Below are 24,380 nucleotides of genomic sequence, written 5' to 3'. Positions count from 1 at the left end.
CTCCCTTGGAAGTAGGGCCGCGCGTGGCGGCCCTCCCTCCCCTGCCCTTGTCGATTACTTCGCGCGCTTAATCATCGACCACAGCAGGAACAGGCCCAGCACGCCGGCCAGCACCAGCAGGATCGCGGTGACGGCGGTCTTGCCGCCTTCGACTTCGGTCTTCACCGCTTCGCCGAGCGTGGTGGACTGGGCCATCGCGAGGCCGGAGTACATCGCACCGGCGACGACGGCGGTGGCCCCGGCGATCTTGGTGCGCAAGCTGCGGGCCTTGTCACGAGCACGCAGGGCGATGGACTGAGCGTTGATCTTGTTCATGGTGAAACTCCTTTTTGAGTGGGTGAGTTTGGTGGATCAAAACCGCTGCTGCGTGCGCGCCATGAGGCGAAACAGCAGTCCGACGGTCCAGCAGCTGACAATCGCGAACGCGATGACAGTGCCTTCGGCAAGCGTGAGCGGCGGCAACACTTGCTCGGGTTTTTCGACCCAGATCGGCACCGTGCACACGCCTTCCGCCGTCAGGTGTTCGACGGCGCAGGCTTGAACGAGCACGGTGGCCATGGGTTAGGCGGCCTTCGTGGTGGACGCGGCGACTTCCGGCTCCAGCGCGACGCGACCGATCACGAGGTTGCCGAACTTGTCGGTGCCGAAGCTGCCGGGGCCGAAGCGGTAGAAGCCCGGCTTCTTCTCGAAGCCCACTTCGCAGTTGACCTTGAAGGGAATCGGGAAGTCGCTGCCCGGCGTGTGCAGTGCGGCCTGCTGCTCGCCGTAGGTCTTGCCGTTGTTGCCCTGGCGATGGTTGGTCGAGGTGCCGCTCTTGATTTCGATGCGCATGGTGGTTCTCCGTCAGTGAAGGGATGCGGCCACCGGCTGACGGTCGATGCGCATGGCATCCAACACGGACAGGTAGCCATCGGGGCTCAGGTACTGCCATGACCAATCCGGGAGCCCCGGCCGGGTCACGTTGATGAGAAACGCACCTAGCGCTTCGTCATCGGGGAAGGTTTGCTTCAGGAAGTTGAGCGTCTTGCCGTACTGGCGGCGCAGGTGTTTCAGCGCGCTGTGGATGTTCGCGGCAGCCTGTTCTTTCGTCAGATCGAGGCGGCGCAGCGTTTCGCTGATGAAGGTGAGCGCCTTGTACGCGCCGCGCATGAAGTCGGCGGGCGCGGTGAGCATGTCGAGGTCGAGCTCTTTGCGACTCGATGCTTTGAACTGCGCTTCCCAGCGCACCCACACCGAGGTTTCGTCGCCCTGCTCTTTGCCTTTCTCGTACACGCGCAGGAACTTTTCGGAGGCGCGCGAGCCGATGTAGATCGTGTCGCCCTTCTGTCCCTTCGCGTGGTTCACGCTTTCGAGGTCGGGCGTTTGCCCGCGTGCGTCGAACTTGCCGGACTGCCACAGCTTCACCGCGTGGGCGAGGTTGTACGTACCGGCGAAATCGTCGAAAGCGATATCGAGGCGGGAGAGTCGTCCGGCTACGCTTGCGAGCTGCGCTCGCAAACGCGACCACCGCTCCGCATGGTCGCCTTCCGCTGCGCCTTCATACAGACGGCAGCCCTTACCCGTAAGTTCAACACGAGCTGTTGGGGTTCCGTCCTGGCGCATGGTGTGCGGGCCACCGAACTCGATTTGCCCGACCTTTTCGCCGCTGGTGCTGATGAGGTGGTGACGCCACTTGTAGAACGTGCCTTTGCGCTGCTCTTTGCAGAGGTGCAAGTCGGAGCCGGCGAGGAGCGACGCGAAGACGCACGCGGCGACTTGCTGGGTTTGGAATCCATAGCCGTTGAGGTCATTGAAGATTTCCCACGTCTTGAGGTGGCCCTGATGGGCGAGCACTTCGGCCAGATCGACGGACGCGGCCATCCAGTCAACAGACACCGTGGTCAGCGGGATGAGGTCGAGGCGATCTGAAGGACTGACTCCCCTGTTAGTAGTGGGGAGTCCAGCCACGGCGAAAGCGACGAGCGGGCGGCTCATGCGATGATCCCCGCACAGCCAAAGGAATGAGCCGCCGTGTCCAAGCCGCCCAAAATCGACGCCGAGCAGTTCGGCGCAGCCATCGATGCGCTTACCACCGTGATGAGCGTGATGTTCAGCATGCTGTCCTCCGAAGAAGAGCGGACAACCATGCTTTCGCTACTTGACCGGATTGCCGCCACAGCTGGGGCGTCGCCACACGACGACATTCGTGCGTTCGTTGCCGAGGCGACGGCGAAGTCCCTGCGGGGCATTGCCGAAATTGGCGAAGCGTCTCGCCTTGCTGCGACCGGAGCCACGAACTGAGATTCACGCTTCGATCTCCACGCGGGTGCGGCGGAGAAATTCGGCTTCACGCTCGTCCTGCTCGCGCATGTGCTGGCCGAGGTCCGAGGCGCGGGACCAAGCGATGGCGGTCAAGCAGCCGACGGCCGCGACCTGGAGAAAAACCAACAGCACACCGTGTGCGACTTCCATGCCCTGCCCCCTTGGCAGCGTGGCCGGGGACTACGGCGGCGGGTCGTAGGGGGCGTCCCCTTCCGCCGGGGCCTGTCCCCGGCGGGTGGCCCTATGCCTAGCCCTTGAGCTAGTGGGGGCGAGTATGCCTATCCCTTGAGTGGTGTCAAGGGGTAGGCTTATCCCAAGTGCTAGGTTGTCCCCATCTGAAAAGGGGGGGCCGGCATGGAGTGGCTGTTGATGCTCGCGCTAGGAGTTGTCGAACCGGGTTCGCCTCTCGAGACGCGAATCGACGCTGGCGTGAAGATTTGTAAGGCCGTGCAACTGCTCGCGATCGCAGAGAACGGAAAAGTCCCTGAGTCGATCACAATCACGACCGACGAAGGCCATAACTTCAGCTGCAAGGTGCCGAAAGAAAATGTCCTACACCAACGAACTGCTGGACCAGTTCAAGGCGAAACACGGCCTTGAAAGCGACTACGCAGCGGCGAAGGATCTCGGCCTGCGTCCCAATCGACTCAGCAATTACCGTACTGGCGTATCGCACGCCGATGACAAGACGGCCGTGATCTTGGCCGACGCGCTTGGTCTCGACCGCCTGCAAACAATCGCACGCGTGAACATGGACCGCGCGCGTGACTCAAAAGAGCGATCGTTCTGGCGACAAATTGCGGCAGCGGCCGCCGTCGCCTGCGTCGCCGTTATGCCGCTGATTTCGTCGGCGACTTCGGCAGCAATGCATATTATGTAAATGCGTCACAGGGGCTGGCTGGCGAGGCCTTTCAGACTTTTCGCCGTGCGATACCCCGTTGCCTTCCCAGGCTGGGCTTAGGTCTTTTGGCTCAGGGGGCTGCATGACGGACGTCAATCCTGACGGCGAATGGTCCGGGTGGCAGCTGCGGGGCCGCCATCTCGTTTCTGAGGACAGCCAGCGAATGACCGTCGAACGATTACGCGGCCTTATGTGGCGCGACAAGATGGAACTGCGCCTCAAGGGTTACGCGAGCCGGCGTGCTGCTGAAGAGGCCCGACATGCTGCCTCACGGCCCCAACTGGTCAAAGTGGTCATCGTCAATCTGGCTCAGTTCCGACATGGCTGCATGCCGGCTTCGTGATTCATATCAGCCCCGCGTGAACTGCTGCCTGCGCCGCGTGCATCGGTGCGTAACTATCGACCTGCGGGCGGTTTCGCCCGTCTAGCTGATTCAAGTGGAATGCGGATAATGTCGCCCCATGCGGTAGGACAGAATGTAATCATTCTTCAAAGCCTGCCGTTGTAGCGAATTGCATCCTGATCGAGCCCCACGTCTTTACGAATCTCATCGACAAGGGCAATCGCCAATTCGCGCACTTCCGGCCAATGATAATTGCGTGTGCCTTGCGCAATCTCAAGCAGATGGTCAATGACCTCATCGAAAGCATCCATGACCTTCTGGGGCGCAAGCATGGCCATGTATCCATAAGCCTTCATTCTGCCTCTGTTGAACCTGTCAAATCGCTCGCGAGCATCAGGCAAAGTGTTGTCCTGCGATAAGTCGAAGTCGCTGAGGATGTCAGCGACGATGTCCACGACGAGGCGATAGATCGCCATCTTGTCCTGGGCATCCCGCATACGCTTCGCCGACGTAATGCCGAGCTCCGACTTAAGGTGCTCCAGCTCTGTGTTGGCTTGCCCTTCGAGGCGAACCCTAAGCTTCTGGAGATCCTCAGCGTGCGAGGCACGCTCTCTCTCCATCAGCCTGTCCGCCCACACTTTTCCAATCCAGCTTGAACACGCGAGGACGACGACCGCACCGCCTCCAAGCGAGGCGACGACAGCCGCTGCGACCTCCAAACGGCACCGATGTCCATCATCCTTCCCCGGTTATGGTGACTGCGAGTTCACTTGCACGCCTCGCGCACGTTCGCGTCCAGTTGCTGCAAGAGTTCGTAAGTTCTGCGCATTCCTACCGCAGCCAAAGTGCTTTCTCGCGACGCCTTCGCTGCATCACACGCGGCAGCATTACGTGCTCCATCCTGGCGCACATGGTGACCGCCCGCGCCGGAACGAGTACCGGCAAGCTGAGATAAGTAGCGGGAATCGGCCTCGCCTTGCTTTCGCTGGTAGTAGCGCCGCCAGAGTTCTTCATTGGTGGGCGGCTGTTCCGGCGTTGCATCCCAAGTCTTGGCGTGCTGATAGCCAGCCGGACAAGGGCCGCTGTAGTAGTGCACTGCCCCGCCCTTCCCCATGCACTTATTCACCACCTGCGCCGAAGCGCTGTCGCACATCAGTGCGGCGAGCAGCAGCATTCCTTGTCGCATCGCTCCATCCATCCCCCTCAGGACTGAGACGAGCGTAGCAAAAAAGGACCGGCGGTCAACGACGCGCAGACACCACCCGTCCGGCTTCGCTATCGCCGTAATCCGGGGCTCCGCGCCGATCTTCCGACCCGATTCGTTGGAACCATCAACGCCCTTCACGGCAAAATGCCATCAATCCGCCACAGAGTTCAGCACCAGATGCGCATTGGGATTGATTTCGGCACGAGCTATTCGGCTGCCGGCGCCGTCATCGAGGGCAAATTGCAGTTGATCCAGTTCGGTGCCGACCAGCAGTTTCGGACCACCGTGTTCTTTCCGCAGCGGCTTCCGGACCTGTCCGAGTTCGAGCTCACCGACGCCCTGCAGGACGAGATCCAGAAGCTGACCGGCGAGTTCCGGCGAGACCAGTCCAAGCGACATGCGGAGCTCCGCGCACGTCGCGAAGAAGCGATGAGGCGGCCGGAACCGCAGCGGACCCATGAGCTGAGCATGATCCCCTCGCCTCGCGTTCGAACGGATCTGGAACTGGAAAGGGATGCTCGCGCGCTCGTGCGCCGCCGCTGGGCCGCCGAGGAGATGCGCAAGGCGATGCTGGAAGGCGCGGACCTGCAGCAGGCGTTGTACGGCGAGGAAGCGGTCGATGCCTTCATCGAGGGCAGCGCAGGCCAGTTGGTGGTTTCGCCGAAGTCGATGCTGGGCTACAGGCTGGAAGCACGTGCGCGCGACACGTTGCTGGGCATCGCCACGCAGTTGCTCCGGCACATCCGGCTCACCGCCAGCGCCCAGCTCGGTTGCGACGTTAGGGCGGCGATTCTGGGGCGTCCGGTGCGTTTTCGCAGCTCCATGAAGGAGGCTGGCGGAGTGCAGGCACTGGAGATCCTCACGGACGCGTCGTATGCCGCCGGCTTTGACGAAGTCGAATTCCTCGAAGAGCCGGCCGCGGCGGCGTATGGCTATCACCAGGGCAGCGAACGCCCTCGCCGGACGTTGATCCTCGATATCGGTGGCGGAACGACGGACATGGCCGTTGCCGATGTCGGCGGGCCAGGGGCTGCGCCCATCGTGCATGGCTCATGGGGCGAGCCGGTCGGCGGCACCGACGTGGACATCGAGTTGAGCATGCGCAGCGTCATGCCGCTGTTCGGCAAGGGAGTGACGGACACGCCGGTGCATCGGTTCTACGAGGCGTCGGCCGTGCAGGATCTGCAACGCCAGGCGAAGTTTCGCGAGACGTCGTTCGAGCACGTCGTCGCTCCCTATGGCCATCGGCTTGAGACCTTGAAGGAAGCAGGTCACGCCGTGCGCCTGAATCGCGCCGTCGAGCGCGCCAAGATTCGACTGAGCGAAGCCAGCAACGTGACGCTGGGGCTCGACTTCATAGAGGCCGGTCTGCTCGCGCACATCGATGCGCAACGATTGAGCGACGCGGCAACGCCCTTCCTGTTCCAGTTGCGCTCGTTGATGGAGCGTGCCCGTGCCGAACTGAACGCACCGCCGGAGACGGTCTATCTCACAGGCGGCATGTCACGCTCGCCTTACGTGCCGCTGCTCGTCAAAGAGATCTTCCCGGACGCCGAACTGGTGGCCGGCAATGCATCGCTGGGCGTGGTGACGGGACTGGCTCACGCGGCGGCCAGCCACAGAAGCGACCAGAAGTAGCCCCGATACCAAACGTGTCCGCAATTGGTGAATGACGGTACCCCTGCCCCACCAAACGCGGTTCAGACGGGCAAAACAGAGGGCTTTGCGCTGCATAGCGATCAATACTCGCCGCGCAGGATTTCCGCTTAGGGGCGAAAGTGGCGTTGTAGGTAGCGAGCGTTGACGCCGACTTCGCGCTCGATACTGCCTCGATCCGCACCACCAACAGGTGCGCCCGCAGCGGCGTGAACCTGGCCACGGAAGGCGACGCCATGACCTTCGTGAATCCACTCAAGAACGCTAGTCCGGGCCGTATCGGCCCGTCGCGAGATCGCGAACACCGCTTTTTCCGCTTCTGTGCCGACGCGGTTTCAACGAAGGCCGCTGCGGTGAATAGCCAAGCCTGGGTTGTCAGATGAACCTGCTGGTATTCACCCCTGTGCGACTCCTTGGCGATGGCCTGGCGGCTTCGCTCGCCTCCCGCCGCGGCGTTGTCGTTCGCGCCGTTGTCAACGCATTCGCTGATCTGCACGCCGCCATCCAGGCGCACGACGTCGATCTGATGCTGATCGATGTCACGCAGGGCATCGACCTGTCGGAGGTGCGCGCGATCGCGCAGGCGCACCCGGACATCCTGTTGGTGGCACTCGGGCTGGACGAACAGCGTCAGAACGTCATCCGCTGCGGCCGGGCCGGCTTCACCGGTTACGTGCCGCGCGATGCTTCGATCGAAGAGCTGTGCAACGCGCTGTCGGACGTGGTGCACGGCCGCCTCGCCTGCCCTGCCGAGATTTCGTGCGGCCTGTTACGCGCCTTGTTCCGGATGAATGAATCGCCCGACGACCCTGGCGTGACGGGCAAGCAGCTCAGTCGGCGCGAATGCGACGTGATGCACTTGATCGAGCGCGGCCTGTCGAACAAGGAAATCGCGCGAGAACTGTGCCTGAGCGTGTCCACGGTGAAGCACCACGTGCACCACATCCTGGAGAAGCTGGAGTTGTCGCGGCGCACGCAGGCGATGCATCGCGCGCGCGAGGAGCCATGGATTGCGCAGCCGGAAGCGGTGAAGCATCTGGAGGATCGCGGACGGGCTCCGTGAAATGACGTCCGTGGCGACGCGTGCACTCAGAGGCTGTTCCAGGGACGCTTCGCCGGAATGTACGCCTCCTTGTCTTCGATCAGCGAACTGAAAGGTGGGCCTGGCAGGCCTGTGGACATGGTCTTGTCGAACTTGCGGTAGAAGGCCTTGCAGGTAAAGGGATTGACCGTGTGGTCGATGTTGGGGAACACCGGCTTCTTGCCCCGTGGAGGGACCGATACCGCGGAGTGATCGCTTTCGCGCTTCGTGGTCGTGTCGCTGTAGACATGGTCCACCAGATACCCGGACAGCGCTCCGTAGTAGGAGATCGCAGGCTGCCACGGGAACGTGGACGTTTCGAGGAGGAATCGCTCTACCTTGCCGACGCAATCGTCATGGTCCTTGCCCCGAAGATGCGTTCTTTCCGGCGTGAGCCTTCTGACATTGGACAGGAACCTTCCCGTGATCAGCGAGTAAGTGAGCACGAAATCCGACCAGTGCTCCAATTCCTGACCAAGAATCATCGGCTCGACCTCGGGCATCACTCGTTTTATGACCTTCTTGAATGTTCCTCCCGTTTCGTACGGGCAGCCCGAGACACTTTGATCCTGCACGGGGAAACTGCGGTCCGGCTCATCCGAGAAATCGCCGACGGTGATGAAGATCTCGAACCTGGGTTGAGGCAGTTCCCAATCCGCGATGCATTTGAAACACGGCTCCGGCAAAACAGGTTCCGTGCGCACGCTCACCGGCTTCAAGTTATCGAAGCCAGGAATGTTCGCGCCCAACGGCGAATTCTCCGGGATGTGCGCACGAGACACCTGCCGCTTCCTGACCACGTCGAGCAGCTCATTGCCGTTGATCCTGGTGATGCTCGGCAGTGGAATCGGCGGAAGCGGCTCTGCTTCCATGCTGACGGGGCCGTCGATGCAGGTTGGCGCCGGCGGCTGCTTGAGCATTTCCGCATCGAGCGCGGCGATCGTCCGTGATCCCACGACAGGATCGGAAGGTGAGATCCCCGCTTGCGCCTTGTACCTTGAAACCGCGCTTGCGGTTTCATTGCCGAAGCTCCCGTCCGCGCCCCACTTTGGCAGCGGGAACCCGAGGTCCATCAAAGCCTGCTGGACTTTGAGAACCGCATTTCCCGTGGCGCCGGAACGCAGGAAGTGCTCCGCCTTTCCATCGAAGATGCTCTCCAGCCGGGCATCGCCCCTGAAACGATCCGACTGCAGGCCTTGTCGCTCGGCAGGATCACGGGCATCCCCGTCTGCCTGAGCCAGACGCGCCCTGTCCATCACATTCCGAATTCCCTGATTGCCAACACGCTGCTTGAGCGTTGTTGCGCTCGACGACTCCCGCTCGTTCGACGGTCGGGCCGCGATGGAGGGCGAAATCGGGCGCCGCTCGATACGGTCGGTCTTTCGGTCTGCGGCGGACTCATGGATCATCGCGAATCCCGACGGTGCGCACTTCTGGGACAACGAAACAGGACTTCGTTCGAGGACACCAGGAAACGTCCGCGCCAACGTCAGTCGGGCTTCAATCTGTACGCCTTTCCGCCACTGTCCACTTCATACACCCAGGTCCTTCCGGTTTCATTCACCACGATCAACAGTCTCTCCACGCGGTTCTTGCGAACGGAGGAACGTATCCGGCCGGCCATGTCCTCTCCGACAACCTCCTCCAGCCTGTGCTTCATCGTGTTGAAGTTCCTTCCGGTGATCCAGCTGTCACTCAACTGCGGCCCGCTCCTCGACTTGCCCATCTTCACCGTGTGCAGATCTCCATCGAACCCTTGAACGAACTTCGTCTCGGAGATCGTGTAATCGAAGTGGGTTCGATCCTTTGGCATCCATACGTTGTCGATGCCCGGGCCTCGGTCCGGATTCTCGGTGCGCGTGATTCCGCCCAGGTTCGCGTACTGCTTGTCGAGCATGTGGTCGGAGGCCACCTCACCGAAGTTGCCCTTGGTCGTCTGATGCAGGCGGATATCGTCGACCGCAAGGGATGGATACCCGTCGTAATCGAAATCGTCAGGCAGGTGCCGCCTGGTGTAGAAGTCCAGTTCATCGGTGATATCGGGATTGAGGAAGTCGCCGACGCAGTCTTCCGATGCCCTGCACCAGCCCTTTGCACCCCGTTGGCGTTTCCATCGGTGGCCATTGGGCAATTCGATTTCGATGGCGTCTCCGACCACTCTTACGGGAGACCGGATCGCCGTCGCGAACTCCGCTTCCAGGTACTCGGGCTTGAGCTTCTTCGCGTCCTTCTCACGACGCGCTTCTTCAAGAAGGTTGGTTCTTTCCGCATCGCCCATCCTCTCGCCCTTGGGTCTCTTCTCCTTCAGCCTCCTTGCCGTGGATGCGGAGACCTTGGAGAGCACTTTCTGGCCCAGCTTCTGAATCAGCAGTTGGAACGTCGTCTCGTACACCTGGGCCAATTTCGCCGACGCCTGCTGGGTCTGCACCACGCCCTTGGACTGCTTGGCTTCATCCAGCACCTCGACAAACGACTTGATCAACAGCGCAAGCTCAATCTTGTCCCGGACGTCATCGAACAGTTCCAGCAGGTTGTAGATGATCGAGATCGCCCTCCCCCACGGCCCCAGGTATCCGACGCCGGTCATGACGGCCTTCTTGACCGCCTTGTCCTTGACATATTCCTCGAGGATCTCCCAAAGAATCTTGTCGAGATTGCCGAGCAGCGCGACGATGCCCTGCGCGGCGAATCCCTTCGTGATGGACCATTCCACGGCGGTCATCAGTCGGATCGAAGGCTCCAGCGCAATGATCTTGCTGTCGGCGTTCGCCAGTATGTTCGCGAACGTCGTCAACTCGGATGCGTTGAGCTGGTTGATCAGATTCGGGCCGATCGCCTGAGCGTCCGCGCTGACCTTGCTGAGGAACAGGTACGGATTGACGCCGCTGGTTTGAATGCCGGCCTTGACCTTGGCGGCCGAGAGCGTTGCGCCCAGGGCCAGCCCCCTGGGTGCGTAGTTGTAGAAGTCCTCGATCGCGCGCAGTCCGGAAGGATGCGACTTGCGGAAGGCGCTTATGGCCGCAGCGTCGAAGTAGCTCCACCGGAATGCGGACGCCGTCAACCACTTGTCGAGGGCGGCCTGTCCAAGCGATGCGAGTACGTAGGCCGTGAGGCCCGTGGTGTAGGCCTTCATTGCGGCAGTGTGCAGGGGCACTTCTTCATGCATCACGAAATGCCCATACAGCCAGGGAATGTCGGGCATCTTCAGCAGCTTGGAGATCGACCGCTTCTTGACGGTCGAGTACTCCGTGATGCCCAACGAACGGCTGTACGACGCGGGAATGCCGTTGCCGTAAAGATCCCAGCCCAGGTCGTTCCAGCTTTCGTAGTAGGCCGCCTGCGTGCCGCGTTGCCTGGACTTCGTGGACTCGACCAGTTCGGTCGAAGGCGACACCAACGGGTGGATGATGTTCCAGGCGAAGTTCGGGAAGGCGTTTCCGCCATCCCATTGCTGGATGTGTTCGTCGTCGATGAAGCTCGAATCGGTGAGATCGGGCTTGAGCATGTTGGCCTTGAACCTGGCCAGCGTGTCTTCCTCGGTATTGGAGGGTGCGTCGTAGGTTTCGATCAGCCACGCCAGATACTCTTCCTCCGGATACTCCTCGCTGCCGAAGGAGTTCACGACCGAATCGTGGTAGGCGGCCTTCTGAAGCCGGAAGTCCTCGCTTCGAAGCATCAGGATCTTGCGCTCGGCACTCGCGCCGTGTCCGACCCAGGTCGTTGCGTAGTCCAGATCCTCCTGGAAGCGGCTCTCCCTTTCGCTGAGCTCCTCCCCGGATTCTTCTTCGTGCTCCTCCTGTCCCGGCGGGTCTTCCTGCTCCAGCAGATACAACAACTCCAGCACGACTCCTTCGGGGACGAACGTCGGCGCAGCTTCGGTGGCGGGTTCTTCCGGCTGCACGCCGGGCTCGTCGTCGCGCTGCACGGTGCCGGTGCTCGCGCCCTTCTGCTGCAGCACGTGGGTCAGTTCGTGCGCGAGCAATCGCTGCCCTTCTTCGGAATGGGGCGCGTACTGGCCTGGCGCGAAAGCGATGTTCTGGCCGACCGTGAATGCCCTGGCATTGATTGACTGGGCGATGTTTCCCGCCTCGGTGCCGGCGTGAATGCGCACCTGACCGAAGTCGGCGCCGAATCGTGGCTCGAAGAAGTTCCGGGCGAATGAGGGCAGCGCACTGCCCTTGCCTGTCAGCGCGTTGATGCTGGCCGACAGCGAGGCATTGAACGGTGCGGCATTGGCGGACGCTTCCTTTCTCTGGACCTGGGTGTGGTCTTCCTCTTCCTCACACTTGGCGCAACGTCGCTGGATGGTCGCATCGGTGGCTCCGTGCGAAACATGCGGTGCCGACGGTGCTTCCGCCATGCGCATGACCTGGTCGGCCACGTGGTCCGCTTCGCGTTCGAGGATGTCCCCTGGCTGGCTGATCGAGAGCGAGGCGCCTGTTGTCGCATGGCTCGGCGCGGCCATTCCTGCGCTGGATTTGGCGCAGATCTGGCCTGCAATGGCTTGCGTGCCCCGGTTGCCGAGGCGCTGCTGCAAGCCCGTTCCGATCGCGCTCGCGCGGCCCGCCATCACGGGCGCGCGCGCGATCGCCACGGGCCGTCGTTCGACGGTCGAAGCTTTCACCGATTTGCGTTCGCGGTCCATTGCACGCGTTGCGCTGCGTCACACCCCGGACGATGACGTGCCCGGGGCCGGCATCAGCGCGGGCCTCGCTTCGGCGAGCCCGTCGTCGCCCTCGCTGCCGCAACCTGGACGTCCTGCGGTTGCGACTGCGCCGCCTGCTCCTGTTCCACCAGCGGATCGCGCATCAGCACCGGACGGATGAACCGCCGCACGCTGTGATGGGCTCGCCACGGCCGGTCGCGCTCGGCCGTCGCGTCGATGCGCGCCAGAATGATGCAATCGCAATCGCAGCAGTCGCAGCCTTCGTCCTTGCAGCCGCATCTGCCGGCGTAATGGTCCGCGTGGCATGGATCGGACGGGTCCGCGCACTTGCATGCCGAGCCACGAAACGCCTCGCGGCCTGCCGACTCCTGGCATCCGCAGCCCATCGGCGCGTCGAGCACGCGGATCTCGAAGGCGTCGCGCTCGCGCGTGCACAGCGCCGGTGCTTCGTCGTCTTCGTCGGATGCGCACATCGACGTCCTCGGCGCGCAGCATTTGCTGGTCCCGCACAGCACGACCCAGAGCGGACCGGGAACGTTCGCATCGCACTCGCTGTCGAGTTCGAACTGTTGCCGCTTCGGCACATGCACCGGGTCGCCCTGGCAGTCGATGGCCAGGCCGCACTCGACGGTGATGCGGACCTTGCCGCAGTGCTCGCTCGCATCCACGCGCAGCCCGCAGACCACGCCGCATCCGAACAGCGACCGGATCATCATCCGGTTGAGTTCGCGCGTGTAGGCAGGCAGCAGTTCCAGGTCGCCGTGCTCGAGCAGCATGCCGGGACCGAACTTCGGCCGCACCAGCGTCGACATGGCCTTGTGGATCGCCAGGGGCTTGGGAGTGGTGGTCATGGCGCAACTCCTTAGGCGTCGCTCTGCGCGACACGGAAGTTCGAATGGAAAGTGCCGCCCGGCGTACCGTTTCCGGTCGGGGCCGGCAGGAGGCCGACGGCATTGGCATCCACGGCCTGTCCGTTGCAGTCGATGATGAAGTCGCCGAACACGGCGATCTCCACCAACGCTTCGTCCTTGTTGAAGATCTTGTGCCGCTTCACTGTGGCGTCTTCCGCCCAGCCCGCTTCGACCACCAGCACGGCGCGCGTGATGTGTTGCGGGTCCGGGCCGCCGGAAGTGATGACGTCGATGATGGGTACGCGACGCGACTCTCCCCAACCGGCTTCGTCTTCGGCGATGGTGACCGTCATGGAGAAGCAATCGGGCTTCACGGTGTCCACGCGCACGGGGCGCGAGAACTCGACCCAGTAGTCGCGCGTGACGTTGCGGCCGCTCTTGACGGGATTTTCCTGGCCGAACGACGCCTGGAAGTCGCCGTAGTCCACGAGCGCGTCCCGCCGATGCCACGGCGCCCAACCGATCGCGCTGATCCGCGTGAGGTCGCAGCCCCGGATCAGGTCGAACAGCAGATCGTTGCGTTTGACCAGTCGTCGCGGACCGCAGGCTTCCACGTCATCGCCGAAGCCCCAGTTGCCGCAGTCGTCGCGCTGCAACTTCACGCAGGCCAGCGGCACGCCGTGGCGCAGATCGACGCGAACGCGACCGCATCGCTCGTCGATTTCGGTCAGGCAGCCGCAGTCCTCGTCGAGTTGAAGGCCCGTGAGGTGGTCGCACAGGCAGCGGCAGCCGCCGCGCTGCGCCGGTTGCCTTGGCTTGTGCGTCGCGCTGCGCTCAGCCTCCGGCGCGGCTTTGTCGTTCGCATGCTCATCGCAGCACGGGCCGGTGCCGCATTCGCAGGCCAGCCCGCACTCTTCAGTAGCGCAGCACGCGTCGCAGCGGATGGGCCTCAGCGAGAGCCGCACCGTCTCGCACACGTGGTCCCATTCCTTGCGCTCGCAGCTGCACGGGTCGTGGAGGTCGACCGGATCCATCGGCTGTTCGGCGTAGTGCACGCTCAGCAGCCAGCAGTCGTCATCGCATTCGGCGCGATCGTGCGACGATTCCTTCTCGTCGCGTCGATCCGGATCGTCCGGCGATACGCGCCTGCCCTTCGCGTCGAGCACGACCACCGCATCCAGTCCCACCGCGCCCGCGCGCACGCGAACCAGCTCGCGGCCGCAGGCGTCCAGTGCGAGCCCGGATCCGATCCCGAGCGCCCTGCCGTCGCCCTGCTCTGCGCGTGGCGCCTGGATCGCGAAGCCGTATACGACGCCCCACCCGTGGATGGCGCGATTGAGCAGGCGTCGGCGGTCGATGAGGTAATCCTGTTCGACCCGGAAGGCGTCCGCGGTAAGGCGCTTGCCTTCGAAGTAGCGGTTGCGCAGGCCGGAATAGCAGGCCTCGTCGGAACAGCATTCGCGTTGTGAGTCAGCCTGGCGATGCATGGCGATTCCTCCTGTCCTTCAAAGCAGCCGCGTGCCGACGTCGGCGCCTGTCGCACCCAGGCGCGCGCCGCGTACGGGAAGTCGGGCCACGCCGGTGACGGCGTCGTCGCCCAGATGGGGCGTGATCGTTCCTTCCAGGGTCAGGCCCGCGTCCAGTCGCCGACCCTGCAAGGCACGCGCGGTGATCCAGCGCACACGCACGCGGGTGGTGAACGGCGCCAGGCCAGCGAGCGCGGCCGGCAACCATCCGGCCCAGGCGCGGCGTTCTTCCGCTGTCGCTGCGATATCGATCCGCACGGACGCAGTGAGTCGCCACGGAGCGCCGATGTCTGCATCGCAAGGCAGACGCATGCGGCCCAGGCGAGCGCCCGCACCCAGTTCCGCACGCGAGCGCGGCGGGCCGCCGAGCATCGCCGGAAGCGCGCTGCCCTCGCAGCCGGCGCCGCCGACGATGGCGAAGCCGAACTGCGCGATCGCGTCTTCAATGCGGAAACGCCGCGGCCTCTCCGGCATCAGGCAAGAAAGGAAGGTCTCGATGCCGGCACGCGTTCCGCGCTGGCTGGCGAGGTCCTGCGCATGCGTGACGATGCAGCGCTTGTGCGCTTGCGCCAGGGTGTCGTCCCACGGCAGGCCCAGCCAGCGCGCCATCGCATCGAGCCATTCCTCCGGCGCGGTGGCCGGGTGCACATGGCTGCCCAGCGCGGCGATGCGGGCGTCGAGCCCTTGCGTGGTGGTTTCGAGCACGCCGACCAGTGCACGCAGGAAGCTGTCGCGAACGGCTTCCTCGCGCCGGTAGATCGAGGGAAGGTATTGCATCAGCGTGCGGCCGGGGTACAGCACGGCCAGCTCGTTCAGCACCGGCAGAGCGGCTGCGCCGGTACTGGCGATGATGCGCACGCACACCCACACGTACGGATCGCGCGTATCGAACAGCGGCGCGACGCAATGCGTCGTGCTGTCGCCATCCGCGCCCTGGAACGCCATCGGGGCGTGCCAGATGCCGCGCTCGGCGAGGATGCGCTGCGTTCGCTCGCTCGAAGTCAATGCGTCGTCCGCCGCGAGTTTTGCAAGGCGATCGCGCACGGAACGATCGCTGGTGGAGGCATACGACAGGGAAAGCATCGTGCCCGGCGGCAGCGTCGCGTTGGCTTCGATGCGCAGCCAACGGCGGCCGTCCTCGCGATCGGGCGAATGCAGTACGGGCGTGAGGAGCACGCACTCCAGCTCGGCGGCGTCGTCGGGAACGGCCTGCACCGCGCCGAACCGCAACAGCCCGCCCGGGCCCGTCACGTACACCGCATCGCGTGCAGCGGCGACGCCCGTGGCGGGAGCGTCCCTGCGATCCAGCACGATGTCGCCGGACGCGGTGCCGTCGCCGTCGAACCGCATCACCCGGGCTTCGCCGCCCGGGCCGGCGTCGACTCCTGCCAGGAACACCGCATCGCGCGCGTCGCTGCCGAGCGCGGTGGCGCTGAAGCAGTGATGCATCGCGGCGACCGACTTCCTTGCGCGCGCGGTGCCGCCGGTTTCGTCGAACCACATCAGTTGCGCGTCACTACCCGAGCCGAGCACCACGAATCGCTTGCGAGTGCGCAGGAACACGAACGCCGTCGCCGCGCGCACGCCGTCCAGCTGTGCGGTCACGTCGAGCCGTCCTGCGCAGTCCACGCGCAGCACCTGCCAGCGACCTTCGCGTTCGGCGAGCACGAACACGCCATCGCGTCCGTCGGCGGCGATATCGACGGCGCGCCAATGCGACAGGTCGATCACATCCAGGCGAGTGAGCGAGTCGAGTTCGAACCGTTGCAGCGAACCCGTGCGCAAGCTCCACACGCCCCAACGCGTCACCAGCAATCTCGTCGCACGCGCGATCGCCGCCGGAGCGGGCCCGATGTCGGGCGTGTCGTCACCGGGCGACAGGCGGTACAAGCGGTCGGTCGCATCGTCGTGCCACAGCACCTGCGCGCCGGGCGCCACTGCCGGCGCCCGCGCGCCCTGGCTCGGGAATCGCTGCGCAACGGTGGCAAACGGCAGGGAGGGCCGGATCGTATGGGTGGAAACCGCGCCCGGGTCGATGCCGATCGACAGGCACGCGCGCCAGTGGGCCTGCTGCGTGAATCGATAAGCGCGCTGCGGATCGGCGCTCATGGCGCGCTCCCCTGCCCCGCCCGGCGCACGTCCACCGTGCTGTGCACGGCGTCGAATCGCGGCAGTCCCTCACGCGGCATGGTGATGATGTGCACTTCATCGCCGGAGCCGCGCCGCAGGCGCAACGACACGATCCGCGCCACGCCAGCCACAGCGCGGAGCCATCCGGCCACGTCGCCATGCGAGACGGGAACACCGGGCCGTCGCGCTGACGGGCCGGTGGTCGCCAGTCGCGCACGCACGGCGTCCAGCGCGTTGCGTTGAACGCGGTCGACATCGCGTCCGGGCGATGCCTCCAGTGTCGCTTCGACCACCACGGCGCGATAGCGCGGGCCGATCACGGCCAGTCGGGTGCCCAGCGGCATGCGCGGTTCCAATCGTCGCTGCACGGCCCTACGCCACCGCCGTGTTTCCGGCGTGCGCGGGTCATCGCCGGCTTGCAGGCCACGCATGGCCACCAGCGTTACCGCGCCGGTGTTCGGCCGTGCTTCGTTCGCCGGCACGATCCAGGCCCGCGCGACCTCCAGCAGCGGCAACGCCAGCGCGGCGCGCACGATGTCGTCGGCGCTCACCAGTGCGTGATCCTCACGCACGCGCCGACGTGCTTCGCGGCGTTGCGCGCGCCAGTCCTGCGGGCCTGCGCCGCCGGCCACCGCGTCCGGATTGACGCCGAAGGCCTCGCCAAATCCCTGCACGTGCCAGCGCCGGTTGCGCGCGACGCTGCCCTGCGCGCCGTCGCTCACCGCATACGACACCCGCACCTGCGCACCATCGCGGGGCACGCGGCCGTTGATTCCGTTTCCGAACGTGATCCGGTCGGACGCGATGTCCAGCTCGTACACCGCATCGTCGGGCCCCTGCGCGGCCAGTCGGTCGCAACGTCGCCACGTGCTGCCGACGGCGGCTTCGACGACCTCGACCCGCACCGGCGCTTCCGACGCCGCAAAGCGCAGCCCGGGCACGTCGAGCTGGAAGCTCCAGTCAGGCAGTGCGCCGTTGGCGATATGCACCTCGCCTTCGACCGCGCGACCTTGCACGATGGGGATCACGTTGGGCGCGATCTGCAGCACGCGCGGCGGGCGTGCGAGACCGTCCGGCGCGCGCAATTCCAGCGTGAAGCGCCGCGGCGACGAGCGGACGGCGGAAAGATCCAGAACCAGCGCGCCGCTGCGCAGCAGGCCCTGGGTGGTGTCGGACACGATGGCCAGCGGATACCGCTCGGTGTCGGTGACGAGTTCGACCCGCAGCGGCGATGACGACGCGGCAACATCCGGCTGCATGCCCGCGACAGGCGACGCGGCGCGCACGCCGAGCGTCCAGCATGCGCCATCGGCCTGCGCGCGTTCCGGCGGGAACAGGCCGTCGTCGCTGCGGCACTCGAAGTCGATCGCCGATACATCGGGAGGGCGTGCATGCGCGCCGAAGGGCTGGAACGCGTGACCGGGTCGCCGGTTCACGGCGGTGTGGTCAAGCGCGCGCCCGTTCGCCAACCGCGTCGTCAGTGCGCGTATCTCGCCCGGAACCCATAAGAGCCTGTGTTCCGGATGGAACATCGGCCCGTCCGACTTGACCGGCCGGATGACGGCGTCCACCGGAATCACCACGCTCTGCGCAAAGGTCACGACAGGCGCGCGCGGGTCCTGCAGGTCGGGCCAGATCAGGCCGCGTGCCGGCTGCGTGCCGCTGGGCAGGAGCGCAAGCAGCGCCGCGTACGCCGCGCGCTCGTCGCGCCGCGTGTGTCCCACCGCATAGAGTTGCGCTTCGGCCACCCACGCCAGCAGCTCCATCAGCGTGATGCCCGGATCGTGCGCGTTGTGGTCGGTCCATTGCGGTGCCAGCGCGGGCAGTTGCGCGCGCCCGATGGCCAGCAGGTCCTGGAACCGGCGGTCGAAGCGAACCTTCACCAGACGGCTCATGCCCCCTCCTCGCCCGGATCGAAGACCAGCTGCCATGCGTCGTCGCGCAGGACGACCAGGTCGGATCGACGGATCGACGCAGGCCACGCGCGCTCCACCGCTTCGTCGACCCGCTCGTGCAGCACTACGTCGAGCACGCCGGCCAGCCGCGGTGTATCGACGAGGGCGAGCGCGATGTCGCTGGCGTCCGGACTGCGTCCCAGCGGCCAGCCGTCGCCGTCGGCGCCGCCCGTGACCGGGTCGAACCACGCTTTGATGCGCCCGCGCACCGCGCCGCTGACGGCACCGGCATCGTCGAGGCGGACCACTCGCAATCGCAGCTGCGCTCCGAGCCAGCGCAGGGTCGGGCCGGCGATGCGAAGCGCGCCCAGCGCGACCGGCGAAACGCCGAGCAGCAGTCGCTCCAGTTCCCGTCGTTGCGCCGCGTTCGGCACGGGGTTGCCGCCGCGCATGACGACGACAAGCCGCACGCCGCCGCGCGTGACGAAGCAACGCGCCTGCGCGATGTCGGGCGAACTTTGCAACGCCAGGTCTTCCAGGTCGGATGCGCTGATCGCACGGTTGCGATGGCGCAGGCGCGCGGTGCCGAAGCGCAGGATGCGCGGTGCGTCCTCCGGCGGCGCACCACCGGCGGCCTGATCGGCGGCGGATACCGCCTCCACACTGCTCACCGGCGAAGCGAGATTGAGCTTCGCGCGGGCGGCGACGGCGTTGGCCGGCACGCGGTCGCTGCCGTCGGCGGCGCGTTCGGTGCGCTGGTAACGGAAGGCAACGATGGAGTCGCGGCCCACCGGGGGAATCATGCCGTGCGTGCCATCGCCGAAGACGACCTCACCCGTCGCTTCGTCCAATGCGTACACACGTCGGGAGGCATCCTCGTCGGCGGGATCGAACACCTGCTCCCAGCGCACCCAATCCCCGGGCAGATTGGGCACGTCGCTGAGGACGCGCGCGGGGTCATCGGTCGTGAGGTCAGCGCGCTCTTCTTCGCCCAGCGGTTCGCGCACGCGCAGTTCGAGCGTGCCTCGCAACACGGGCGGTCGCGCGAGCACCAGGGTCAGGTCCGGCGCGCCTTCGGACGAACCGAGGCGTTCGTACGCCATCGTTTCCGCGGCGGTCGCCCACGCGGCATTCAGATGCGCGCCCAGCAAGGTCGGCGACCAGGCGTCGGCGTCGCCCGAGGGCGTGATCCGCAGCCAGCGCAGCGTCGTGCCGAACAACTCGCGCGGCGTGGGTTGTGCGTCGAAGACCAGCGTGAGCATCCCGCTCTCGCCCAGCCCGCGCGTGTCGTCCTCCACGACCAGCGGGACGAAGCGGTCGGCCACCAGTGCGTCCACGCGCACGGCGGCGTGCGAGACCTGAGAGGCATCCTCCGCGACGCGCAAGTACAGACGAACAGGACCGCCGGAGAGCGGTCCCTTGAAACCCAGGAAGAAGGCGCGCCCCGCAGACGGCACGACGTTAGTGGACGTCGCTGCGCCAGCAAGCAGGTCACCGGGCGACTGCGTACCGCTGCAGGCGCACTCGGGCGCGCATGCGGCGTCGTCTTCGGGCACCGCGGCACCGGACAGACGGCCCAGGAGAACGGGCAATGGCACGAACGCTTCGACGATCGCATTCGGCGTGCGATTGGCATCGCTCTGGTCGAGGATGGAACCGCTGTCCTGTGCGAGCACGAAGGTCGGCAGCACCGCATCCTCCGTCGCGTAGGACACGTGCAGCCGGGCCACGTAAGGCGCGCGGATCCCGTCGGTGTTGCGCTCGATCGTCTGCCGGGTTTCGCCCGGCGTATTGGTGGGCGTGGTGACGACCGTGACTTCTTCACGTCCGTAATCGCCACCGATCAGGCGCGCGCGGATCCAGTGGCTCGTCTTGCCGGACCAGTCCGTCGGCCGCAGGTCGGCGGGAACCTTGAACGTGATCGCGCCGCTGCGCTTGAGGTGCTGCGTGCCGGCGTCGTTCGCGCCGAGGTTCCACCAGCCCGTGCCGTTCCAGTACTCCCACGACAACGCCGGGTTCGAGGTGGTGTCGGAAAGCTCGGCCGACCACGTCCGCACCGCCTCATCGACGTAGAACTCCACCCTTCCCAGGTTGATCGGCGGTTGCACCACCCAGGGCGTCGCCAGGTCCACCAGCAGCGGATGCCCGTTGCCGTCGACGTGGAACGCATGGCCGCGCTGCCAGACGGGATCGCCGCCCGGCAAGGCCAGGAGCGTGCGCTGCAGCAGCGCCGCGTCCCAGTGGCCGCTGTTGGCGGGATCCAGCTCCAGCAACGGCACGACGCGCCTTTCATCGGGCATCGGCGATGGCGCGGGCAACCGATAGCTGACCTGCTCTCCCGCCGGCAACGGATTGGGCACGTCCAGTTCGCGGTCGAGCGTCGCGATCCGCGTGGTGTTGTCGAAGTCGTCGACCTGATAGACGTCCATCGACAGCGAGGTCGTGATGAGCAGGCGCGTCTGGTCCGGGGTGATCGGCTCGTTGCCTGCGATCAACACCGTGTCCAGCGCAGCCGGATCGACGGCGGACTGACCCGCCGGATCGGCGGCCGGATACACCACGATGTCGCCGTCGATCGCCTGCACATCGAACGCGAACAGCACCTGCCCGCTCTGCTGCGCGGTCGATGCGGCCGTCGCGACCTCGAAACCGCCCAGCACGGGAAACGCGACCTGGTCGAGCGCCTGCAGCGGATCTCCGGGACGGGTGATGATCGCGGTCATCAGCGGCGCCGTGCGCTTGGCGCAATCGGCCGGATTGAATCGCGCCACCAGCACCTGGCTCGACAGCACCGGCACGATCAGATGCGCGGGCAGCACCGTCGGCACGCCGGCGGCGGGACCGAGCTCGGCCGGGATGTGCGTGCTGAACGGCAGATCCGACAGCGCGGGCTCGAACGGCGACCAGCGCACCAATCGTGTCGTGCCATCGGATGCCGCCAGGCATGCGGCGAACACGCCGTGCACGTTGGCCACCGCCGCATCGACCGCACCGCCAAGCACGCGCGCAGTCCCCAGCGCCGCATCGGCGACGGCCTGCTGCAGCAGGGATGCCGGGTCCGACAGGAAGGCAAGCAGGCTCGGCCCCGACATGCCGGTACCCACGGCCACGGCGAGCAGCGTGTCGTCAGCGCGCAGGATCGCCGCGGGCGTCATCGTCGGATCCACGCCCGTGCGCAGCGTCGTGCAATCGGCCTGGAGCGGCGCGCCGCCGACCCTCACTGCGTACATCGACAGATCCCTGGCGACGCCCACGATCCGCTCCGGCACCGTGGCCGCGGCGGTCGCGACGAAGATCGATGCGATTCGCGTGAGTTCGACATCGGCCGGGCCGTCCTTCGCAGCGACCTCCGTCCATTCCGGGGCGGCTGCGTCGGGATCGCAGGCATAGAGTTTGGCGTCGCGCACCGCGAGCAGTACGGCCGATGCAGGCAGGTACACCAGGCTGTCGATGAGCGGCGTCGCCTGCCCCGTCGGCGGCGGTGCGACCGGCACCGCCGGCAGCGAGGTCCAGCCGCTCAGGCGGCCTTCTTCCAACTTCACTTCGCGCCAGCACCACACGCCATCGTCGGCCGCCACGGCCACGACGAAGTCGTCGCCCTTGTCCCAGATCGCCAAAGCGCCCGCGCGCAGCGGCATGGGCGCGGCATCCACGGTGGCGCCGCCGGCGGCGGGCGACGGCGGACGCAGCGGCGGGCGATCGCGAAAGCGCGAGAGGCTCGCCGTGCCCGCATCGAAACCGAGCAATTGCAGACCGCCATCGCGCGTCACGCCGGCAAGCACGGTGTTCGCAAACGGGCCCGTGCGCAGGCATGCGAACCCCTGGAAGCTCAGGTCCGCCATCTCGAAGCACAGTTGCACGCGCGCGTCCTTCTTCGAGAAGGCTTCGGCGCTGCCGATGTAGAACGCGTCGAACTGGCGCGGCTCTCGGCCGAGCGGATAGAAGGCGCCATCCACGACGAGCGGCGTCGTGTTCGACATCGCTTCGAAGCCGACGGAAGGTTTGTCTGCCACGCTCTGGCAGCTCGCGCGGCTGGGCGTGTAGTTGATCCGGACACTGAGCCGGTCGGCGGCGAGCAGCACGCGGTCGACCTGGCGCGCGACGGCGCGGATCCACCGTGCGCGCTTGCCGGGCACGACCTCGCGCGGCTCGATGGCGCCTTCGGGTTTGCGCAGGGTCAACGCGTTGGCGTACTTCTGCTCGTCCGCGCGCACCAGTTCCTGCCATCCCGCCGCCTCGGGATCTTCGGATTCGACCTTCTTTCCCCAGTACTCCCACTGCACTCCCGCCAGGTCCTGCGCGCCGACGATGTCGAACGTCGCCTCGGCGGTGATGTCGAACAACTCCATGCCGCCCAGGTAAAGCGCATGCAGCTGTTCGTCGTTCCACAGTCCGTCGAAGGGAGAGAACTGCGCGAGCTTGCGCACCGTTGCGCCTTGCGCCAGGCCGCTGCGCAACGGCGGTTCGATGGTGACCAGGCCCTTGTCTTCTTGCGTGATGCGCACGCGCTGTCCGTCGGATTGCAGCACCATGTCCGGTGACAATCCCTCCGCCGGATCCAGTTGGAGCCTGGCGGCCCCGGGTGCGGCGAAGCTCTTCAACAGCCACTGCTCGGGCAATGGCAGCAGCGGTTCCAGCGACGCCAGTCCCGGCGGCGGGAGATGGAAACGGTCGGCTTCCACGCCGACGATGTGCGTCAGCTTCGACGGCACCAGTTGCACGTCGGTTTCCGTTTCGAACACCACGGACGCGCCGTCGACGTCGGCCTGCAATCGCGTCTGCGCGGGTGCCAGAACGGCATCGACCGCCTTGTCGCCCAGTTTGAACGCCACCGGCGCGCGCGCCGGTCGTGCCGCTTCGCCATGCACGCCGAGCCAGTCGAACAGCCCGTCGCGCAGCTTCTCGCCAGCGCCGTCCAGGCGTTCGGCGACTTCCGCGCTGAACCGCGCCGCGACCTGCAACAGGGCCCGTCCGAAATCCGGTTCGTCGTCGGCGATGGCCCAGTCGGGAATCCACGCGCGTGCGCGCGCCTGAAGTTCGGCCATGAACTCGCGCGTGCGTCGCCGGTCCATGCGCGGTGGGAGGTGCGGCTTCATGGCGGCCCTCCTTCGCGGAAGTAGAACGGAAAGACGAGGTTGCCGGTCTGGTTGGTCTTGCGGACGCGATACTCGATGGCGACCAGGAGCGTGCCTTCGCGTGCCTGCGTTTCATCGACCTCCACCGCGAGCACGTCGATGCGCGCTTCGCATCGGCGCAGCGCTTCTTCCACGGTCGAGCGGATGCGCTGGAGCGTCATGCTGTCGATGGCTTCGAACACCAGTTCGTGGATGCCGCAGCCAAAGTTGGGCCGCATCACGCGTTCGCCCGGCGCGGTTTGCAGGATGATCCGCATCGACTGGCGGATGTCTTCCTCATACGCAACGCTGGCGACCCGTCCGGTGCGCGGATCCAGTGCGACCGGCCACGCCCAGCCGCGCCCCAGGAATGCCTTCTGCTCGTCCATGGCGCGGTCGTCGCTCATCCGATCATGACCGTCATGGCGCCCAGCACGATGGGGTTCGGCGCGCCCGCCTCCACCACCATGTCGCCCTGGCGCGCGGCGGGGAGCCCGCTGATGAACACCGTGAAGCTGCCCATCACCACGACGCCGCCGACATGCGGCTTGGGTCCGTCCGACAACGGACACGCGTGCGTATCGGCCAGTGCGCGCCATGCCGGCATGCCGCCGATCAGCACCGTCGCGCTGCCCGGTCCGGGGCCGAGCGGCGTGCCGTGGCTGGTGGTGTCTCCGAGGCGGGCAGCGGGTTGACCCATCGGTGCGCT

21 protein-coding genes are annotated in these 24,380 nt (G+C 65.8%); 5 read left to right on the top strand and 16 right to left on the bottom strand.

The genetic code is table 11. The features are described from left to right. Nucleotides 1-54 precede the first annotated feature (54 nt). The 4 genes from AAFF32_RS12950 to AAFF32_RS12935 are packed head-to-tail and all read right to left on the bottom strand — an operon-like array spanning nucleotide 55 to nucleotide 1,974. Nucleotides 55-315: a hypothetical protein gene (locus AAFF32_RS12950; protein WP_342315398.1), complete on the bottom strand. Its 261-nt coding sequence runs from the start codon at nucleotides 313-315 to the stop codon at nucleotides 55-57. Nucleotides 316-351: 36 nt separating this feature from the next. Further along, entirely contained in the window at nucleotides 352-558 is a 207-nt protein-coding gene (locus tag AAFF32_RS12945; RefSeq protein ID WP_342315397.1) for a hypothetical protein, read from the bottom strand. Nucleotides 559-561: 3 nt separating this feature from the next. Further along, entirely contained in the window at nucleotides 562-831 is a 270-nt protein-coding gene (locus AAFF32_RS12940; protein ID WP_342315396.1) for a single-stranded DNA-binding protein, read from the bottom strand. 12 nt (nucleotides 832-843) lie between these two features. Continuing rightward, a complete protein-coding gene (locus tag AAFF32_RS12935; protein WP_342315395.1) occupies nucleotides 844-1,974 on the bottom strand; it encodes a replication initiation factor domain-containing protein in 1,131 nt (376 codons plus the stop codon). 36 nt (nucleotides 1,975-2,010) lie between these two features. On the opposite strand from AAFF32_RS12935, the gene AAFF32_RS12930 reads away from it, so the two are divergent. Further along, complete coding sequence (locus tag AAFF32_RS12930; RefSeq protein WP_342315394.1) at nucleotides 2,011-2,280, top strand: hypothetical protein; 270 nt, start codon at nucleotides 2,011-2,013, stop codon at nucleotides 2,278-2,280. A gap of 3 nt (nucleotides 2,281-2,283) precedes the next feature. On the opposite strand, the gene AAFF32_RS12925 is transcribed toward AAFF32_RS12930, so the two are convergent. Continuing rightward, a complete protein-coding gene (locus tag AAFF32_RS12925) occupies nucleotides 2,284-2,451 on the bottom strand; it encodes a hypothetical protein (protein WP_342315393.1) in 168 nt (55 codons plus the stop codon). Nucleotides 2,452-2,848: 397 nt separating this feature from the next. On the opposite strand from AAFF32_RS12925, the gene AAFF32_RS12920 reads away from it, so the two are divergent. After that, complete coding sequence (locus tag AAFF32_RS12920) at nucleotides 2,849-3,181, top strand: hypothetical protein (protein ID WP_342315392.1); 333 nt, start codon at nucleotides 2,849-2,851, stop codon at nucleotides 3,179-3,181. Between the two features lie 103 nt (nucleotides 3,182-3,284). Beyond that, nucleotides 3,285-3,545: a hypothetical protein gene (locus AAFF32_RS12915; protein ID WP_342315391.1), complete on the top strand. Its 261-nt coding sequence runs from the start codon at nucleotides 3,285-3,287 to the stop codon at nucleotides 3,543-3,545. 146 nt (nucleotides 3,546-3,691) lie between these two features. On the opposite strand, the gene AAFF32_RS12910 is transcribed toward AAFF32_RS12915, so the two are convergent. Both AAFF32_RS12910 and AAFF32_RS12905 read right to left on the bottom strand, forming a co-directional pair. Beyond that, nucleotides 3,692-4,165 carry a hypothetical protein gene (locus tag AAFF32_RS12910; RefSeq protein WP_342315390.1) on the bottom strand — a complete coding sequence of 158 codons (474 nt, stop codon included), beginning with the start codon at nucleotides 4,163-4,165 and terminating at the stop codon, nucleotides 3,692-3,694. Nucleotides 4,166-4,311: 146 nt separating this feature from the next. Next, complete coding sequence (locus tag AAFF32_RS12905; protein WP_342315389.1) at nucleotides 4,312-4,719, bottom strand: DUF4124 domain-containing protein; 408 nt, start codon at nucleotides 4,717-4,719, stop codon at nucleotides 4,312-4,314. Nucleotides 4,720-4,929: 210 nt separating this feature from the next. Here AAFF32_RS12905 and AAFF32_RS12900 point away from each other — a divergent pair, with 210 nt between their 5' ends. Both AAFF32_RS12900 and AAFF32_RS12895 read left to right on the top strand, forming a co-directional pair. Then, nucleotides 4,930-6,390 (top strand): Hsp70 family protein, encoded by a 1,461-nt coding sequence (locus AAFF32_RS12900; protein ID WP_342315388.1) that lies wholly within the window; start codon nucleotides 4,930-4,932, stop codon nucleotides 6,388-6,390. A gap of 397 nt (nucleotides 6,391-6,787) precedes the next feature. Beyond that, complete coding sequence (locus tag AAFF32_RS12895; protein ID WP_342315387.1) at nucleotides 6,788-7,471, top strand: response regulator transcription factor; 684 nt, start codon at nucleotides 6,788-6,790, stop codon at nucleotides 7,469-7,471. Between the two features lie 26 nt (nucleotides 7,472-7,497). Here the strand turns inward: AAFF32_RS12895 and AAFF32_RS12890 are convergent, their stop codons facing one another. The 9 genes from AAFF32_RS12890 to AAFF32_RS12850 all read right to left on the bottom strand — a co-directional run bounded on the left by AAFF32_RS12890 (nucleotide 7,498) and on the right by AAFF32_RS12850 (nucleotide 24,371). Continuing rightward, on the bottom strand, nucleotides 7,498-8,898 hold the full coding sequence (locus tag AAFF32_RS12890) for a peptidoglycan-binding domain-containing protein (protein ID WP_342315386.1): 1,401 nt from the start codon (nucleotides 8,896-8,898) through the stop codon (nucleotides 7,498-7,500). Between the two features lie 80 nt (nucleotides 8,899-8,978). After that, nucleotides 8,979-12,134, bottom strand: a complete 3,156-nt coding sequence (locus AAFF32_RS12885; protein ID WP_342315385.1) for a DUF4157 domain-containing protein — start codon at nucleotides 12,132-12,134, stop codon at nucleotides 8,979-8,981. A gap of 53 nt (nucleotides 12,135-12,187) precedes the next feature. Further along, complete coding sequence (locus AAFF32_RS12880; protein WP_342315384.1) at nucleotides 12,188-13,006, bottom strand: hypothetical protein; 819 nt, start codon at nucleotides 13,004-13,006, stop codon at nucleotides 12,188-12,190. Between the two features lie 11 nt (nucleotides 13,007-13,017). Then, nucleotides 13,018-14,493 (bottom strand): hypothetical protein, encoded by a 1,476-nt coding sequence (locus tag AAFF32_RS12875; protein WP_342315383.1) that lies wholly within the window; start codon nucleotides 14,491-14,493, stop codon nucleotides 13,018-13,020. Nucleotides 14,494-14,511: 18 nt separating this feature from the next. Continuing rightward, a complete protein-coding gene (locus AAFF32_RS12870; RefSeq protein ID WP_342315382.1) occupies nucleotides 14,512-16,641 on the bottom strand; it encodes a phage tail protein in 2,130 nt (709 codons plus the stop codon). Further along, nucleotides 16,638-18,557, bottom strand: coding sequence for a putative baseplate assembly protein (locus AAFF32_RS12865; protein ID WP_342315381.1), 1,920 nt, complete (start codon nucleotides 18,555-18,557; stop codon nucleotides 16,638-16,640). Before AAFF32_RS12865 ends, AAFF32_RS12870 begins: the two co-directional genes overlap by 4 nt. Beyond that, entirely contained in the window at nucleotides 18,554-23,653 is a 5,100-nt protein-coding gene (locus AAFF32_RS12860) for a hypothetical protein (protein WP_342315380.1), read from the bottom strand. Before AAFF32_RS12860 ends, AAFF32_RS12865 begins: the two co-directional genes overlap by 4 nt. Next, nucleotides 23,650-24,078: a GPW/gp25 family protein gene (locus AAFF32_RS12855; RefSeq protein WP_216957807.1), complete on the bottom strand. Its 429-nt coding sequence runs from the start codon at nucleotides 24,076-24,078 to the stop codon at nucleotides 23,650-23,652. The genes AAFF32_RS12860 and AAFF32_RS12855 overlap by 4 nt, the downstream gene beginning before the upstream one ends. Further along, entirely contained in the window at nucleotides 24,075-24,371 is a 297-nt protein-coding gene (locus AAFF32_RS12850) for a PAAR domain-containing protein (protein WP_342315379.1), read from the bottom strand. The genes AAFF32_RS12855 and AAFF32_RS12850 overlap by 4 nt, the downstream gene beginning before the upstream one ends. Nucleotides 24,372-24,380: the final 9 nt, after the last annotated feature.

Source organism: Lysobacter sp. FW306-1B-D06B, from assembly GCF_038446665.1.
In the GTDB taxonomy this organism is placed as follows: domain Bacteria; phylum Pseudomonadota; class Gammaproteobacteria; order Xanthomonadales; family Xanthomonadaceae; genus Lysobacter_J.
Note: the sequence above shows the minus strand (reverse complement) of the source record. Positions and strands in the feature narration are given on the sequence as shown.